The 1,200-nt window shown below is 59.2% G+C and carries 1 rRNA gene; it reads left to right on the forward strand.

What is annotated here, in order from left to right:
• Positions 1-875 precede the first annotated feature (875 nt).
• Positions 876-1,200 (forward strand): 16S ribosomal RNA (locus tag ACFWJO_RS40095); the annotation flags it as partial.

Below are 1,200 nucleotides of genomic sequence, written 5' to 3' on the forward strand. Positions count from 1 at the left end.
GTTCACCCGAGACGACGCCCTCGCCGGCCGACACCTGCTGGTGCGCCGGGGCAAGAAGAGCATGGCGGGTGCGGACCTGGGGGAGGGCTGACCGCGGCTGCAGACCACCGGTGTCCACCGTGAGTCGCGAAAAGTGACCGAGGACACGACGGGCGGCGACGGCGAAGCAACCGCCCACGGGAGGAGCACAGGGCCCCGTTCCCCGCAGGATTCTGCGGAGAACGGGGCCCTCCTTCGTGCCCGGACGCCGGGTGTCGCCCCTGGTTTTGTGTTCGGTGGGATTCGTGTGTAGAGTTCCATCTCGTGCTCAAGACGCCGACCGGGTGACCGGGAGGCGGGGTGAAGAACACAGAATCCGCGGATTCATGCCGAGAATGGCAGGTCCAGGGCGGGTGGTGCTCACCGGGTGCGCGGCCGGCAGTGATGCGGGTCGGGATTCCTGAAGAAGATGATCTGGTTTGACAGCCGGGAATCATGTGGTAAGCTTTTCAAGGCCTTCCACGTGGATGGTCCGGTGAGTGTCTGACACCGCGTTGAGCGGAGTTGACATGGTCGGATCACGTGGTAAGGTTTTCTAGCCCGGCCATGTGAACGGACGGTGAATGCTTCGGACACGGAGTTGACACGGTCGAAACGGATGGTCTAGGATGGAGAAGTTGCTCCAGAGCGAAACGGCCCGCGGAGCGGGTCGCTGAAGCTGGAAGCGCCTGTTGTTTGAGAACTCAATAGTGTGCCAAGTTTGTTGATGCCAATTGTTTTAACACATATTGGTTGATCATCGCCTGCCACCCCCGTGGTGTGGTGATGGTCTGCCAGGTATTGAATGGATGTCGTGGTGGTTATTTCCGGCTGCCACGGTGTTGTTCTGTAATTTTTTTACGGAGAGTTTGATCCTGGCTCAGGATGAACGCTGGCGGCGTGCTTAACACATGCAAGTCGAACGATGAAGCCCAGCTTGCTGGGTGGATTAGTGGCGAACGGGTGAGTAACACGTGAGTAACCTGCCCTTAACTCTGGGATAAGCCTGGGAAACTGGGTCTAATACCGGATAGGAGCGTCCACCGCATGGTGGGTGTTGGAAAGATTTATCGGTTTTGGATGGACTCGCGGCCTATCAGCTTGTTGGTGAGGTAATGGCTCACCAAGGCGACGACGGGTAGCCGGCCTGAGAGGGTGACCGGCCACACTGGGACTGAGACA

This window comes from Streptomyces sp. NPDC127092 (assembly GCF_042722475.1).
Classification (GTDB): Bacteria; Actinomycetota; Actinomycetes; order Streptomycetales; family Streptomycetaceae; genus Streptomyces.